This is a genomic window from Vreelandella janggokensis (assembly GCF_031451615.1).
Taxonomy (GTDB): domain Bacteria; phylum Pseudomonadota; class Gammaproteobacteria; order Pseudomonadales; family Halomonadaceae; genus Vreelandella; species Vreelandella janggokensis.
On record NZ_JARWAJ010000002.1, the window covers coordinates 92,026 to 106,924 of the forward strand.

14 protein-coding genes are annotated in these 14,899 nt (G+C 56.0%); 7 read left to right on the forward strand and 7 right to left on the reverse strand.

Annotated features, from left to right (window positions below; all coding sequences use genetic code 11):
- Nucleotides 1-36 precede the first annotated feature (36 nt).
- A complete protein-coding gene (locus QC816_RS07155) occupies nt 37-1,428 on the reverse strand; it encodes a sigma-54 dependent transcriptional regulator (protein ID WP_309781479.1) in 1,392 nt (463 codons plus the stop codon).
- A 535-nt stretch (nt 1,429-1,963) separates the two neighbouring features.
- On the opposite strand from QC816_RS07155, the gene nhaD reads away from it, so the two are divergent.
- Nucleotides 1,964-3,430 (forward strand): sodium:proton antiporter NhaD, encoded by a 1,467-nt coding sequence (gene nhaD / locus QC816_RS07160; RefSeq protein ID WP_085920061.1) that lies wholly within the window; start codon nt 1,964-1,966, stop codon nt 3,428-3,430.
- A 66-nt stretch (nt 3,431-3,496) separates the two neighbouring features.
- Here nhaD and QC816_RS07165 read toward each other — a convergent pair whose 3' ends face one another.
- The 3 genes from QC816_RS07165 to QC816_RS07175 all read right to left on the reverse strand — a co-directional run bounded on the left by QC816_RS07165 (nt 3,497) and on the right by QC816_RS07175 (nt 6,259).
- Nucleotides 3,497-4,096 carry a CBS domain-containing protein gene (locus tag QC816_RS07165; RefSeq protein ID WP_085920060.1) on the reverse strand — a complete coding sequence of 200 codons (600 nt, stop codon included), beginning with the start codon at nt 4,094-4,096 and terminating at the stop codon, nt 3,497-3,499.
- 85 nt (nt 4,097-4,181) lie between these two features.
- Complete coding sequence (locus QC816_RS07170; protein WP_268901857.1) at nt 4,182-5,597, reverse strand: ATP-binding protein; 1,416 nt, start codon at nt 5,595-5,597, stop codon at nt 4,182-4,184.
- On the reverse strand, nt 5,594-6,259 hold the full coding sequence (locus QC816_RS07175) for a response regulator (protein ID WP_085920059.1): 666 nt from the start codon (nt 6,257-6,259) through the stop codon (nt 5,594-5,596). Before QC816_RS07175 ends, QC816_RS07170 begins: the two co-directional genes overlap by 4 nt.
- A 90-nt stretch (nt 6,260-6,349) precedes the next feature.
- Between QC816_RS07175 and QC816_RS07180 the strand changes: the two genes are divergently transcribed.
- Together QC816_RS07180 and QC816_RS07185 are read left to right on the forward strand one after the other, a co-directional pair.
- Nucleotides 6,350-7,255, forward strand: a complete 906-nt coding sequence (locus tag QC816_RS07180) for a GNAT family N-acetyltransferase (RefSeq protein ID WP_268901856.1) — start codon at nt 6,350-6,352, stop codon at nt 7,253-7,255.
- A 159-nt stretch (nt 7,256-7,414) separates the two neighbouring features.
- Nucleotides 7,415-7,861: a c-type cytochrome gene (locus tag QC816_RS07185; protein ID WP_233337314.1), complete on the forward strand. Its 447-nt coding sequence runs from the start codon at nt 7,415-7,417 to the stop codon at nt 7,859-7,861.
- Nucleotides 7,862-7,975: 114 nt separating this feature from the next.
- Here the strand turns inward: QC816_RS07185 and rep are convergent, their stop codons facing one another.
- The gene (gene rep, locus QC816_RS07190; protein WP_085920057.1) at nt 7,976-10,042 is read right to left on the reverse strand and encodes a DNA helicase Rep; all 2,067 of its coding nucleotides are present in this window, start codon (nt 10,040-10,042) and stop codon (nt 7,976-7,978) included.
- A gap of 95 nt (nt 10,043-10,137) precedes the next feature.
- Between rep and QC816_RS07195 the strand changes: the two genes are divergently transcribed.
- Nucleotides 10,138-10,608, forward strand: coding sequence for a tRNA (cytidine(34)-2'-O)-methyltransferase (locus tag QC816_RS07195; protein WP_085920056.1), 471 nt, complete (start codon nt 10,138-10,140; stop codon nt 10,606-10,608).
- 4 nt (nt 10,609-10,612) lie between these two features.
- Here QC816_RS07195 and pyrE read toward each other — a convergent pair whose 3' ends face one another.
- Nucleotides 10,613-11,278, reverse strand: coding sequence for an orotate phosphoribosyltransferase (pyrE, locus tag QC816_RS07200; protein WP_309781480.1), 666 nt, complete (start codon nt 11,276-11,278; stop codon nt 10,613-10,615).
- Nucleotides 11,279-11,416: 138 nt separating this feature from the next.
- Here pyrE and QC816_RS07205 point away from each other — a divergent pair, with 138 nt between their 5' ends.
- Nucleotides 11,417-12,184, forward strand: coding sequence for an exodeoxyribonuclease III (locus QC816_RS07205; RefSeq protein ID WP_085920054.1), 768 nt, complete (start codon nt 11,417-11,419; stop codon nt 12,182-12,184).
- Nucleotides 12,185-12,273: 89 nt separating this feature from the next.
- Here QC816_RS07205 and rph read toward each other — a convergent pair whose 3' ends face one another.
- Nucleotides 12,274-12,996, reverse strand: a complete 723-nt coding sequence (gene rph, locus QC816_RS07210) for a ribonuclease PH (protein ID WP_199285531.1) — start codon at nt 12,994-12,996, stop codon at nt 12,274-12,276.
- A gap of 159 nt (nt 12,997-13,155) precedes the next feature.
- Between rph and QC816_RS07215 the strand changes: the two genes are divergently transcribed.
- Together QC816_RS07215 and QC816_RS07220 are read left to right on the forward strand one after the other, a co-directional pair.
- Entirely contained in the window at nt 13,156-14,034 is an 879-nt protein-coding gene (locus QC816_RS07215; protein ID WP_264824971.1) for a YicC/YloC family endoribonuclease, read from the forward strand.
- Between the two features lie 5 nt (nt 14,035-14,039).
- A complete protein-coding gene (locus QC816_RS07220) occupies nt 14,040-14,897 on the forward strand; it encodes a protein NO VEIN domain-containing protein (RefSeq protein ID WP_309781481.1) in 858 nt (285 codons plus the stop codon).
- Nucleotides 14,898-14,899 lie beyond the last annotated feature (2 nt).

Below are 14,899 nucleotides of genomic sequence, written 5' to 3' on the forward strand. Positions count from 1 at the left end.
TGTCTTTCCTTTTTTCTTTTTGCGTAGTGCCTCGTCCTAACGGGGAGAGACATGGATCGTTTGCCGTTCATGGGGGCAGCCGTTCTTTGCGATACCGTGCTTTTCGATTAATCGGTATAAGGTGACGCGTGAGACACCCAGTTCGAGCGACGCACGCAGCACATTGTGTTTGTTGCGTGCCAGGGCAGACCTGATGGCCTCGAACTCTGCTGCGTCGCGAACCTGCTGAAGGGTATCAATACCCCGGGAAAGTCCATGTCGCCTTTCCAGCCCCATATCGGCGGGCGTAATGAGCCTCTTTTCGCACATGACCATTGAGCGTCTAACCCGGTTGACCAGTTCGCGGATGTTGCCCGGCCAGCGGTGTTGACACATGACAGTGATACATGCGTGGCTGAATCCACAGACACGGGTTGGTTTTTCGGTTGAGAATTTCTGGAAAAAAAAGTGGGCCAGGGCTTCAATGTCTTCAAGGTGCTCTCTCAGTGCCGGTACCCTGACTTGAAGCACATTGAGCCGATGGTAGAGATCTTCACGAAAATCGCCCCTGCCGACGGCTTCATCAAGGTCGACGTGGGTGGCGGCCAGCACTCTGACATCTACAGGAATCTCTTTGAGTCCACCGACGCGCAGCACTTTGAGGTCTTCCAGAAAGCGAAGCAGATTGACTTGTAAATCCAGCGGCAGGTCTCCGATCTCGTCGAGAAACAGGGTACCTCCCTGTGAATGCTCTATGATGCCGACCTTGCGTTGATTAGCCCCGGTGAAGGCGCCTTTCTCGTGACCGAAGAGTTCGGATTGGATAAGCCCGGGGGGTAGAGCGCCACAATTGACGACGTTAAACGGGCCATGGCGTCTGGTTGAATGATTATGAATAGCATGAGCTGTGAGTTCCTTTCCCGTGCCCGACTCTCCGGTGATCAGCACAGGTGCACTGGCACAGGCCACTTTGGCGATCGTTCGATAGAGCCGTTGCATGGTCGGGCTATCGCCAACGATATGATATTCGTCGTCCAAACAGGAAAGAGTCGGGATCCGGTGAGCACCTTTGAGGTTGGCCATTGCCAGCGCATTCTCCATCAAGGTATCGAGTTTTTTCACATCGATGGGAGAGACTTGATAGGCGTAACAAGTATTAAAAATCCGCTCGCGCGTCTTCTCCTGACTTAACCCATTACGTTCGATGATGGCTACCCAAGAGATATCTGACAGCCGAGAGTGACTATCGATTTCCAAAGGAAGGATGGATGTTGAAGGATCGATTGCGATTAATCCAACTCGATAAGGTGCTTTGTCGAGCAATTCCATTGCTTTATGGGTATTAACAGCATGGTTAATGGACCAGCCATACCCTAAGAGTTGTTTTACGGTGTTATGAAGAAACGTCGTGTTTCCTGCTGTTATGAGCTGCCTGGGTGGCTCGATCATGGCGTTACCTCATGGTTGCTGGCAACCACTGCTAATAGTGATCAGGCCCTACGTAAGGCAAGTTCTTGAAACGGCGTTTCAACCGTGCATCATGAGTTATCAAGCCCCTATAGAAAGCACCCTTTTCCAGTCTCAGGCTGAAAATGAAGAGGTGAGTATTTCTATCATTCGGCACTATCGCCGACTGGGGTGTGATTAGTGTTGGTCGATCATGGGGGAATGTAAAGTCCAGTTACATGGCGTTAAAGCGGGTATTAAAAAGTATGAGATTTGCCAGTGCTTACATTAAATATATTTTTTAACAAAGCGTTAGAGAAAATTTCACTATCTCAGAAGAGTGAAAGGACCTTCGAGTTGATTAATAAAATGGTACCCGAACTGAGAAGCTTTACCTATGTCAACGGCGAAATCGAACCGATTTTATCCTGCCCATCTCTCTTCGTTGACTGCAATGTCACATTGCTCTACTCCGTTAGTCGGCTTATCATTATGGCGGTTTTTCTTTCCGTCGTTCGACCGCTGGGACTTCTTCGCCATGAAACCACCTGATTTCCGCATCGCTGGGCATTATTGCCGTCGCGTGATGTGGCTGCTGCTTGCGTTATGCTGTCTTGCTGTTCCTTCCTTGTCTTATGCCGCTGCCGGCTCCCTCGATCTAACCCGCTCTATCGCCGGTGTCTTATCTGTTGCCATATTCGTGCTCGCCTATGCGTTAGTCATGGCCGAAGAACTTTTGCACATGCGCAAATCAAAGCCGGTATTGGTGGCTGCTGGTCTGATCTGGGCATTGGTGGCCTGGGTCTACGTTCAGGCGGGGTTGCCCCAAGAGGCGGAAACGGCGTTTCGTGAAACGCTGTTGGAGTATACCGAGCTACTCTTGTTCTTGCTGGTGGCCATGACCTATATAAACGCCATGGAAGAGCGGCGGGTGTTTGACGCTCTGCGCGCATGGCTGGTGCGAAAGGGGTTTAGCTACCGCACCCTGTTCTGGATTACCGGCATTCTGGCATTTGGTATATCGGCGATCGCCAACAACATGACCACGGCGATGCTGATGTGTGCCGTGGTGCTGAAAGTGGCCGAGGGCGATGATCGTTTTATCAGCCTTTGCTGCATTAACGTAGTGGTCGCCGCTAATGCGGGTGGCGCCTTCAGCCCCTTCGGCGATATCACGACGCTGATGGTCTGGCAGGCCGGTCAGGTTGCCTTCGGTGATTTCTTCCAGTTGCTGGTGCCGTCAATCGTCAATTTCATGGTGCCAGCGGTAATCATGAGTTGCTTTATTCGCAACAGAAAACCCGCAGCGTTGTCTGAAAATGTGTGGCTGAAGCGAGGTGCACGGCGCATTGTCGTGCTGTTCCTGATCACCGTGGCGATTTCGGTTCTCTGCCACTCTGTGCTGCATTTGCCGCCTGCCATGGGCATGATGTTTGGTCTTGGTCTGCTGCAGTTCTTTGGTTACTACCTGCGCCGCAGTTTGCCGCGCTCACTGGAGCGCAAGCGTGAGCGCTATTCCCGCCGCGGCGATTGGAAAAAACTCGAGCAACTGGGCAGCGTTGTCCCCTTTGACATCTTCAGTCGGATAGCCCGCTCCGAGTGGGACACGCTGCTTTTCTTCTACGGCGTGGTGATGTGTGTGGGCGGTCTGGGCTTTATCGGTTATCTCGGCCTTCTGTCGGAGACCCTTTACGGTAGTTGGAATCCGGTGTGGGCCAACGTGGTGCTTGGCCTGATTTCAGCGGTGGTGGATAACATCCCAGTGATGTTCGCGGTGCTTTCGATGGAACCGGACATGTCGCTGGGCAACTGGCTACTGATCACGCTGACGGCAGGTGTTGGTGGCAGTCTGCTATCCATGGGCTCTGCGGCAGGGGTTGCCCTGATGGGCCAGGCCAGGGGAATTTATACCTTTGCCCGTCATCTGCGCTGGGCGCCAGCCATCATGCTGGGCTATATCGCCAGCATTCTTACCCACCTTTGGTTAAATGCCGGGCTGTTTTAGCCCCGTTTCAATACAACCGCCCGCACGTTGACACGCGCGGGTGGTAGATTTGAAGCCATGAGTCGCTTAAATGTCGTGGCCCGTTATGACATGGCAGATATCCGCAAAGCTTTGTGCCCTCGGGATGGCATTGATCGTCTTGCCGATCGCCGCTTGAATGTCGCCGGCTGAAATGATGCCGCGAATACTGGGATCGTGACGATCATCATTTTCTATAATCAGCAAGTGCTGATCCGTAAAGCTTTCCATCGATATCACCAAATCCTCGATGCTCAGCGACGAAAGTTGGCTAAGCGGCATAGCGCTTAATTTGTGCCAGGGGGTCATGATCATTTCGGCCGTGATGTCCTCTTGACTTAGCTGGCGTTGCTGCATGGCAATATTGATTCGCCGCTTGCCAATGATTTCTTTGGCCGTGATCACCCCGATACAATGCTCATGGCTATCCATGACAAACAGCAACCGCACCCCCGCGTCGCGCATTTTTTGGTGGGCCTGATCAACCGGGGTATCGCCATCAACCCATTGAGGACGTACCTGGCTAAAATCGGTCAGAACGCTTATAGCTGGGCTTTGAGGCGATAACGACGGCTTTTTAGGGACAACCAGCGTTGGCGTTGACCCCAGTTGAATTAAAGGCTTGGGTGAAAAAAATATCTGGTTCATTAGAGTACCTGCGTTTAGTGACGTAATGGCAAACAACAGATGTCCTGCCGTTACGTCACATTTGCACGATATTCTTATGGCAACCTTAAGAAACGCTGGGGTCGATTGAGGTCATTCTGTGTCGGGAAGGATAACGCTGCAGCGTAATGCAAACGCGCAGTCCACCCTGAGGCGCCTGTGTCATGGTGAAATCACCATTGTGACGTTTGACGACACGGTCAACAATGGATAGCCCCAAGCCTGCCCCGGCGCCTGGTCCGGCACGCTGGAAACGTTCTATCACCTTTGAGTATGCCTGATCCGGGATACCTGGCCCCTGGTCATCCACGCAGAGTGAGACGTGATGAGCGGTGGCGGTTAAGGCGATGTCGATAACGCCTTTAGTCGGTGTGTGCTGGAAAGCGTTACCCACAATATTTTGCAACACGGTTTCAACGGCACCGGGCTCCGCTTCCATCTGCCAGTCCAGCGTTTCATCGGCATGCAGGGTCACCTGCTGTTGGCGTTCGGCGGCTAGCGGCGAGAGTTCGGCGAGGGTTTCACGTGCTTCGATGAGCAAGTTGGCTGGACGGTAGTGACGTTGTATTTCGGTTTCCGGTGCTAGACGGGCCAGGGCAAGCAACTGGCTGACCACTCGCGTAGCGCGGGTAACACCGTCGCGTAGGTGATCAAGCGCCTCTTCACGGTCTTCATGGCTATGGGCGCTCAGCGCATTTTGCGCGTGGAGGTCCAGCACGGCGAGTGGCGTGCGTAATTCGTGGGCAGCATCAGCGATAAAACGCTCTTCGCGGGTGCGTATCTGACGGATACGCGCCAATAATTGATTTAACGCGCTGGCGATCGGGGCTAACTCTTGAGGCAGCGACGTCAGCGACAGAGGTTGAAGGTTGTGGGGGCCGCGGGTCCTTGTCTGCTCGGCCATTCGCGACAATGGCGCTAACCCCCAGCCAATACACCACCACAACAGCAAGGCGACCAGGGGCAAGCCTATCAGCTCAGGTAATAAGGTGCGCAGGGCGACCGAACGACTCAATTCACCGCGGCTGTTTTCGCGTTCGGCGACGACAATTCGTTGATTGGTATCTGACTGATTCAGGGCATAAATCCGCCATGCCTGTTGGTCAATAGTGAGGTCATAGTAGCCCGTGTCCTGTCGGTGGGGGGGGATAGCGGGCGCTGTTGAAGAGCGCAGCAATAGCTGATCGTTTTCCCACAGCTGGAAGGTAAGCTGACTTGAGTAGCGATGTCCGTAGGGTGAATCGGCCGATTCGGCGCGCTGTAACGCGTTTTCAATATTGCTCAGCATCGCTTTGCGATCCTCACTCAGTCCAGACGCTTGCGCCATGCCTTCGAGAAGCCGGGCATGCTGTGCAAGTCGAGCATCTGAAAGCTCGCTTATCTGATGCGCGGCATAGCGGTAGCTGATCACCCCAATCACCAGCGTGCTGACGCCAAAGACTAGAAGTACCAAGGTGAGGGTGCGGTATTGAATCGATCTCATCCGGGGTTATCCATCACGTAACCAATGCCCCGCACGGTACGTATGACATGGGGGAAAAACTTGCGCCTCAAATGATGAATATGGACTTCAATGGCATTACTTTCGACATCTTCATCCCATCCGTACACCAACTGGGTTAAGGTATCGCGTGTGAACACACGTCCAGGGTGACTCATGAATTCCTGCAACAGTGTCAGTTCGCGGCGTGAAAGTGACACTTCTTGTCCTTGATAACTTACCTTGAGAGTGACCGGATCAAAGCGTATCCCCTGACACTCCAGCAGCGAGCGGGCTTGCCCATGGCTACGCCTTAACAAAGCGCGTAGCCGGGCGGTAAGCTCGGTGACATCAAACGGTTTGACCAAGTAATCATCGGCGCCGGCATCCAAGCCGGCAATTCGCTCATCGACCGCATCACGGGCGGTCAGCACCAGGATCGGTACCTGATGACCTTCGCTTCTGACGGCTTTGAGCACGTCGACGCCATCCAGGCGGGGTAACCCCAGGTCAAGTATCACGGCATCGAAGGGCATCCCTTCCAGCAGCGTTGACCGGGCACTCACTCCATCGCTGAGATGGTCAACCGTGTACCCTTCAGGCTTAAGCGCCAGGCGTATACCAGACGCTAAACTTGAGTCGTCCTCTACCAGTAGGATGCGCATGATGAGAGATGATGTCCTTGGGTGAGTTTACCTATTCAGATGAATACGATAGTCAGATAAACACAATGGATGACAACGATAGTAGCGTCTATGGCACATACCTCAAAGATTATCCTATGCTCGCCTGAACACCGCCACGAGGCACTCCTGCATCTGGCCAAGTCGCAGTCGTCGAAAGGACAGAAAGCATTGACCGAGGCGCTAAAGTCGATGACGAAGGCGCCGGAAACGGCTTGGCAGAGCTTATGGATAAGCCTGGAGAGAGGGCGTATCAACGGTGTTGTTTGGGTACAGCGGCTGCCACAGAATATGGCGCAGCTTTGGCTACCCAATGTGCAAGGTGATCACATAAGCGCGTTGATCGAGACGGCACGACATTGGGTCATTCAGCAACGCTTAACGCTTTGTCACATTGAGCTAGACCCAGAGGCGACCCAGCAGCGAGCGCAATTGATCGCCCATGGCATGCAGCCGCTCGTATCGCTGCGCTGTTTAAAAGCAGGCGTGGACCAGCGCTTTCCTGCTGCAAAGCCCTTCACCCAACTGCATTGGGCACCATGGGACCTTCTGACAACGGCTCAGGAGCATGCGTTGATGACCGCGGTTGGGCATGACTCGCTGGACTGTCGTGGATTACGCGACATCTTATCGGTCAACGACTTACTGGCTGGTTTCTACGGGCAAGACCCCCACGCCCCCGCTCACTGGCATGCGCTGTATGTGGATGAATCGCCGTCGCCCATCGGCGCCTTGCTGTTGGCACCGCGGAGCGAGATTAACCGTTGGGAGCTGATGCTGATGGGACTGGTGCCTGAGTGGCGGCGTCTGGGACTGGGCGGCCATATTCTCAACCATGCCTTGGCCCTCGCCCAGCAGGCGAACGCATTGGAGCTATTGCTATCGGTGGATCATGAAAACTTGCCGGCGTTTAACCTCTACAGGCGCGCTGGCTTCAGCGAATATGCTCAACAGTATGTCATGGCCTGGCGCGGCTAGCCGTCAAGACGTCGTTGCCGCGTTGACCCGGCAGGCGTGGTGGGTTTTGTGGCACTTTGAATTACCACTATACTGCTAATATTCATTAAGTAGGCGTATTGGTAGCCTTTAATCTTCAGCCGCCCAGACGCCGACAATAATAAATAAGAGGTGGTGCGAGTGAACGTTAAGCAGATAGCAAAAGGTCTTGTTGCACTTGGGGTTGCCATGCTGAGCGGGTCGGGAGCAATCGCTGATGATGCCTCCCGGGAGGCGATTGCGGAGCGGCTGGCGCCGGTAGGTAGCGTTTGTTTACAGGGCCAGGATTGTGGCACCCAAGCGGCGCAAGCAGAAGCCGAAACCAATGCTGAAAGCGGTGGTGGTGGATCGGATGGCGCCTCGCTGTATAGCAGTATCGGTTGTGCGGCGTGCCACGATAGCGGCGCGGCGGGAGCGCCAGGGCTAGGGGACGCCGAGGCGTGGGCATCTCGTCTTGAGCAAGGTACCGAGGCTCTCTATCAAAGCGTGTATGAGGGGAAAGGCGCCATGCCAGCGCGCGGTGGCAGTAGCGCGTCCGACGAAGAAATTCAGGCGGTTGTCGACTATATGGTCGCCGAGGCCGAATAAACAGAGTGTTGCTCTTTGTGCTTATTTAAATTGTCCACAAGCGGTTGTGGCTGACAGCCTGTGGATAATTTATAAGCGCCGAATCTCGCTTGCACTTCTGATTTAAAGCACACCTCAGCCAAGTAAAGAACGCAGCCCCGCAATGGCATCCTGCCCCCGGGCCTGCTTTTTCTCCGGGTCTTCCTTATCCGCGCGGCCTTCCCATTCCAGGTCTTCAGCAGGCAATTCGTCCAGGAAGCGGCTAGGCTGGCAGTCCATCAACTCGCCGTAAGCTTTGCGCTGGCGGGCAAGCGTCAACGTCAGCGTGCGTCGTGCGCGGGTAATGCCTACGTAGGCCAGGCGACGCTCTTCTTCCACCGTGCCCGTTTCAATGGCATTGCGGTGGGGCAATAGATCCTCTTCCAGGCCCATCAAATAAACGTGGGGAAACTCCAGCCCTTTGGAGGCATGCATGGTGAGCAGTTGCACCCGGTCGGAGTCGTCTTCTTCCGCCTGTTGCTCGAGGATATCGCGCAGCACCAGGCGTGATATCGCCGCTTCCACGCTATCGGTTTCGGTGGCTTCAGATGCATCATCTTCCGGATCGCGGTTGAGCGACTTTTCCAACTGGTCGATCAAAATCCACACGTTGGCCATGCGTCGTTCGGCGACGGTCGGTGCGCTGGCGTTCTGGTACAGCCAGGCCTCGTAATCCATGTCCCTCAGCATGTCGCGAATAGCGGCAATCGCATCGCCCTGGTCCATGCGTTTGCGTACACCGTCGATAAAGTGGGTGAAACGCGATAGCCTCTCCACGGCTCGGGTCGGCAGCACCTGCTCCAGGCCCAGCTCATGACAAGCGGCAAACAGCGAAATCGAGCGCTCGGTGGCGTAGTTGGCAAGTTTCTCGACGGTTCCGGGACCTACTTCCCGGCGCGGAACGTTCACGATACGTAAAAAAGCGTTGTCGTCGGCGGGATTAATCAGCAGCCGCAGATAGGCCATGGTGTCCTTGATCTCGTTGCGCGAGAAAAACGACGTGCCGCCGGACAGCTTGTAGGGGATTTGGTAATGCTGCAGCTTTAACTCCAGCAGCCGTGCCTGGAAGTTACCCCGGTAAAGCACGGCAAAGTCCCGCCATTCGGCTTTTTCCTTGATCCGCCGGGTAAACATTTCGCTGGCGACTCGCTCCGCTTCGGCTTCCTCGTGGCGATTGACGATGACTCGAATGGAGGCGCCGTCGCCCATATCCGACCACAGGGTTTTTTCGTAGACGTGGGGGTTATAGGCAATCAGCGTGTTGGCGGCGCGCAGGATCGTGCCGGTCGAGCGGTAGTTCTGCTCCAGCTTGATCACCTTCAGGCGCGGGAAGTCTTCGCCCAGGGTAATCAGGTTTTCCGGCCGGGCGCCACGCCAGGCATAAATCGACTGGTCATCGTCGCCCACCACGGTAAAGGTTGCCCGTTCAGCCATCAGCAGCTTCACCAGCAGGTACTGGGAAACATTGGTGTCCTGATATTCATCCACCAGCATGTAGTGGATCTTGCGCCGCCAGCGGGCCAGCGCTTCCGGGTCGCGTTGCAGCAGGACCACCGGCAGCAGAATCAGGTCGTCAAAATCCACGGCGTTATAGGCTTTCAGATGGCGAACATAGGCTTCGTAGACCCGTGCGGCAAAATGCTCGTCGTCGTCCGCCGCAAACGACAGCGCGTCGCTGGGCAGCATCAGGTCGTTTTTCCACTGGGAGATTTTGCCCTGCACCGTGTTGATTTGCTCGGCATCAACCTGGGCGTCTTTATTCATCAGGTCGCGCAGCAGCGCTTTGGCATCCTCCGGATCGAAGAGCGAAAAGCCGGGTTTGTACCCCAGGGTTTTCAGCTCACCGCGGATGATGTTCAGCCCCAGGGTGTGGAAGGTGGAAACCGTCAGTCCGTGGCCTTCCTTGCCGTGCAGCATTTGCCCTACGCGCTCTTTCATCTCCCGGGCGGCCTTGTTGGTAAAGGTCACCGCGGCGATCTTGCGTGCGCTCATACCGCATTCCTGCACCAGGTAAGCGATTTTGGTGGTAATCACACTGGTTTTACCGGAGCCTGCCCCTGCGAGTACCAAACAGGGGCCATCAATATAGCGCACGGCTTCCTGCTGGCGCGGATTGAGCCCGTTAATGCGGCTAAGGATGCTCTTTGGCGGCTGGGGCGTCATGGCGACGGGTAACCTCTAAAGTGTTGCAGGGCGGTTTCGATTATAATCAGCTGCGCTGGGTAAACGCATAATGGGCTAACAATAGGCAGGTGTTAATGTTTGAAGTTGCTTTATTTGAACCGCGGATGGCACCCAATACGGGCAATATCATGCGCCTGGTGGCCAACAACGGTTGTCGATTACATCTGATCGAGCCGCTGGGCTTCGACCTGGAAGAGAAAAAGCTGCGCCGCGCCGGGCTGGACTACCGTGATCTTGCCAATGTGACGCGCCATGCCGATTTTAGCGCCTTTCAAAGCGCCATGCAGGGACGCACCATCTGGGCAATCACCACGAAAGGCACCCGTGCCCACAGCGCGGCGCCCTATGCGCCAGGTGATGTGCTGCTGTTTGGTTCGGAAACCGCCGGGCTCTCGCCCGAGGTTCACGCTGCCTTGCCTGCCGAGCAAACGTTGCGCATCCCCATGCAGCCCAATAACCGTAGCCTCAATCTCTCCAACGCGGTCGCTATCGTGAGCTATGAGGCGTGGCGCCAGCAAGACTATGCGGGCGCCCACGCACTTTAGCCGTTTAGTCGGCAATTCCGTAGCGGTCACGATAAGCCCGAACGGCTTCGGCGTAGGCCAGCATCTCGCCACCGGCATGCTCTTCAAGATAGGTAAGCACCTGCTCAAGCGTCACGATACTAACCACCGGGATGCCGTACTGAGACTGCACTTCCTGAATCGCGCTCTGTTCACCCTGGCCACGCTCCTGACGGTCCAAGGCAATGATCACGCCCCGAGCACGAGCACCATTCTGCTCGATTAGACTCATGGCCTCGCGTATAGCGGTGCCTGCGGTAATCACGTCGTCGATAATCAGAATATCACCGGCAAGGGGTGCGCCGACAATGTCGCCTCCTTCTCCGTGGCTTTTGGCCTCTTTACGGTTAAAGGCGTAGGGGATGTCATGATCGTGGTGGTCAGCCAGGGCTGCGGCAGTCACCGCTGCCAGGGGAATGCCCTTGTACGCCGGGCCAAACAGCACATCGGCCTCAAGGCCGCTATCGACGATCGCCTGGGCATAGAAGCGGCCCAGCTTGGCGAGCGCGCGGCCGGTCTGGAACAGGCCTGCATTGAAGAAGTAAGGACTTACACGCCCGGATTTAAGCGTGAATTCGCCAAACTTGAGCACCCCCTGCTCAATGGCAAAAGCAATGAAATCGCGCTGGTAGGGTTGTAGAGTGGTGGCCACGGCGGTCTTCCCTTGTCGATCAAAAGTTGGGGCAAAGGCAACAATAAAAAGCAGGTAAATAGCAAGATTTGGTTTGTCTATTTACCCAAACGTCTAAACGTCGGGTATCATACAGCAGCGACGCAAAAGGGACGATTTATGAAAATTGCCAGCATTAATGTCAATGGTATACGTGATGCCGTCGACCGTGGCTTCCTGGACTGGCTGGCTCAGCAGGATGCCGACGTGGTCTGCGTGCAGAACATCAAGGCAAAAAGTTTTGAATTGGGTGACCATATTCTGTACCCGGAAGGCTATGAAGGCTACTTCCTGGATGCTGAAGAGGATGGTTTCTCCGGGGTAGCACTGTATTGCCGTCAAATCCCCAAGGCGATCATGTACGGCCTTGGCTTCCCCCAGTGTGACCACGAAGGGCGTTTTCTGCAGGCGGACTATGACCGTTTCAGCATTGCGACCTTCCTGATGCCCGACGGGAGCGACCAAAAAGCCAAACAGGCGTTCATGGACCAATACCAGGAGTATCTGACCAAGATGTCGCGCAAACGCCGCGAATACATCATCTGCGGTACCTGGAACATTGCCCACAAGACCGTCGATCTGGCCAACTGGTCCGACAATCAGCTCACGTCGGGTTTCCGCCCGGAAGAGCGCGCCTGGATGGATCAGGTGCTTGGCCCAACCGGGTTTATCGACACCTTCCGGGAAATCAACCGCGACGCGGGCGAATACACCTGGTGGCCGAAGCTTCACCAGGAAGTTCCCCGTGAGCGCCAGGAAGGCTGGCGAATCGACTACCAGCTGGTCGGTCCCAACTTCCGCCGCCACGTGGTCGATGCGTGGATCGATTACGATGCGACCTTCTCCGAGTTCGCCCCGCTGATCGTCGAGTACGACCTGGCGCTTTAGGCGCGTACTTCCCGCGTCGCCGTCCGTCCGCAGCTGACACGTCATAGGCCGACCCTTGGGTCGGCATGTGGCGTTGTGGCTAACGCTTATCAGCCTCGAATACCCAGCGCTTCGCGCTGCTTTTCACGTAGCTCGTCGCCGGCTTTCTCGGCGAGATCGAGCATGGCATTCAGCTCGGCACGATTGAAGGCGCCTGCTTCGGCGGTGCCCTGCACTTCAATCAACTCGTTGCTTTCGGTCATCACCACGTTCAGATCAGTGTCGGCCTTGCTGTCTTCCGGGTAGTCCAGGTCCAGCACCGGCACGCCTTTGTAGATACCCACCGAAATCGCGCTGACCAACTGCTTGAAGGGGTCACCTTTGATCTTTTTATCGCGCTGCAGGTAGCGGATCGCATCCACAAGCGCGACGCAGCCACCGGTAATCGCTGCGGTGCGGGTCCCGCCGTCGGCCTGGATGACATCGCAATCCAGCGTAATGGTGAACTCGCCCAGTTTCTTCAAATTCACTGCGGCGCGCAGGCTGCGGCCAATCAAACGTTGAATCTCCAGCGTACGGCCGCCCTGCTTGCCGCGGGTGGCCTCGCGGCCACTGCGCGAGTGGGTCGCGCGGGGCAGCATGCCGTACTCGGCCGTTACCCAACCCTGATTCTTGCCGCGCAGCCAGCGCGGTACGCCTGCTTCCACGCTCGCATTACACAATACCTTGGTATCGCCAAACTCCACCAGTACGGAGCCTTCCGCATGGCGGGTGTAATCGCGGGTTATGCGAATATCACGCAGCTGGTCGGCCTCGCGACCGCTGGGACGCACAACATCAGGACGCTTAGCACTGCTCACAAATAGTACCTCTCAATCAACGTGTCACTAGGAAAAGCCCCCCATTGTACACGTCTGGGCGTGCGCTGATTGGCCTATCGGGTAGACTGTTGGCAATGCATCATTAATCGTTTTTGACCAACAGGATGAACCATGGCCGCTTCCAGTCGCGTACACAGCATGACCGCCTTCGCCCGCGCCGAGCAGGTTGCGCCTTTTGGCACCTTGCAGGTGGAAATCCGCTCGGTGAACCAGCGTTATTTAGAGCCCCATTTCCGCCTGCCCGATGCCCTGCGCGACCTGGAGCCGACGCTTCGTGAAACACTGCGTACCCGCCTGGCACGAGGAAAAGTCGAGTGTAGCCTGCGCTTTGAGGCCACCGAGGCCCATCAGGCGCCCGCCGTGAATGCTAAGCGGCTAAAAGAGATTGCCGACGCACTGGCGGCTATTCAACAGCAGGTGCCCAGTGCCGTGCCGCCGACTACCCTTGCGCTACTCAACCAGCCCGGCGTCATGGAAACCCAGCACCTGGATCAGGAGGCCATTACCTCGGCTGCCAAGGCGCTGTTCGACCAGGCGCTGGATGAGCTCATTGACGCCCGCGCCCGGGAGGGAGAGAAACTCGCCGTCATGATCACCACCCGGCTTGCCGCCGTAAGCGAGCAGGTCGCCACCGTGCGCAGCCTCCTGCCGCAGATTCTTGAGCGCCAGCGCCGCCTCCTGCTGGAGCGTTTAGAGGTCGCCAAGACCGACCTCGATCCCCAACGCCTTGAAGCTGAGCTGGTGCTGGTGGCGCAAAAGGCCGATGTGGACGAAGAACTGGACCGCCTGACGGCGCATGTCGACGAAGTCAGTCGTCAACTGAAACAAAAAGGCCCCAAAGGCCGTCGTCTGGATTTCCTGATGCAGGAACTCAACCGCGAAGCCAACACGCTCTCGTCTAAATCCGTCGTCGCCGAGACGACCCGCTGCGCGGTCGAGTTAAAGGTGCTAATCGAGCAGATGCGGGAACAGATTCAAAATATTGAGTGAGGGATATGAGTCGAGCTACACCCTGGAGTTCAAGTGAGGTAGAGGCGACCGTCGCCACCTACCGGCAGATGCTGGTGGCGGAACTAAGCGGGCAAAACTATAAAAAGCGCGAGCTCAATCGAGCGCTGATGGCACAGCTCCACGGTCGCTCGGCCAGCGCTATCGAATTCAAGCACTGCAACATCAGCGCGGTGCTGCGTGATGCCAACTGCCCCTATGTCGATGGCTACAAGCCACGTAGCAACTATCAGCAAAGTCTGGTTGAGGTTGTCGAGGAGCTGTTGCTGCGAAGCGAACTCGTTGATCGCGCGGCGCGCTTGGCCGCCGACCTCCCGGTGGTTGATACCACCGGCCTCGTAGACGAGCGTATCATCGTAGAACCTCCCAGAACGACACCACCGCAAAAAGGCGTTCTGGAATTCCATGCCGACTATTCAGTGCATTCGCTACAAAAACGTGACTATCTGGCCCGGGAAACCCGCAACCGCGAACTTGGCCTTGCGGGTGAGTACCTTGTGATGCGCTTCGAGCAACAGCGCTTGATAAAGGCAGGAAAAGAAAAGCTCGCCGAGCGTCTAGAACATGTCGCCGTCACGCAAGGTGATGGACTAGGATTTGATATTCGCTCGTTTGAGCCTAATGGCCGAGACCGGCTGATTGAGGTCAAAACTACGGCGTTTGCCAAAGAAAGTGCGTTTTTTATCACGCCTAACGAACTTGCCTGCTCGCGTGCTTACTCTGAGCATTATCACTTGTTCCGGCTTTTCAACTTCCGCAAAGGGCCGAAGCTTTTTTGCCTGAAAGGCGACCTTCAGGGGCAACTCTGGCTCGAACCCGACAGCTATCGGGCGGGCGTGCGTTGATT